This window comes from Pseudomonas sp. HMSC063H08 (genome assembly GCF_001813645.1).
In the GTDB taxonomy this organism is placed as follows: Bacteria; Pseudomonadota; Gammaproteobacteria; order Pseudomonadales; family Pseudomonadaceae; genus Pseudomonas; species Pseudomonas aeruginosa.
This window is the reverse complement of the sequence record NZ_KV813446.1, coordinates 455-925: the sequence shown is the minus strand read 5'-3', so window position 1 is coordinate 925 and position 471 is coordinate 455. Positions and strand designations below refer to the sequence as shown.

Sequence of the window (471 nt, the reverse complement as noted above, 5' to 3'; positions counted from 1 at the left end):
CGTCGACGGCCTGCTGAAGACCGTCGAGCAGTACCGCAGCCAGGAACTGCACGAACTTTGCGCAACCATCTACCAGTCCATGTGCGACGTGGCCGAGCCGCTTTTCAAGCCACAACTTGACCAGGACGCGCGGATGAGCCAGGCCTTCGTCGAGAAGCTGAACCTGTTCGGCGCCCGGATCGCGACCCGCCCGCGCGCCGGTGGGTTCCTGATGATCCTGCGGCTGCTCTACGACGATACCGGCCTCGACAGCCTGGAGCAGCTCGGCTACCTGCCCGAGCAGAACGCACTGTTCGATCGCATGATGCGTATGCCCTACGGCATCAACATCCTGTCCGGCCCCACCGGGTCAGGGAAGTCGATGACCTTGAAGGTCACCATGGAAGGACTCGATAAGCTGCATGGCGGATCCAAGCATATCCTGACCATCGAGGATCCACCGGAATACCGCATTCGCGGCGAAGGCATCAA

The 471-nt window shown here is 61.6% G+C and carries 1 protein-coding gene; it reads left to right on the top strand.

Annotation, left to right across the window (positions count from 1 at the left end):
- The coding region (locus HMPREF2924_RS36985) for an ATPase, T2SS/T4P/T4SS family (protein WP_256567957.1) at positions 1 to 471 on the top strand (471 nt) is incomplete at both ends.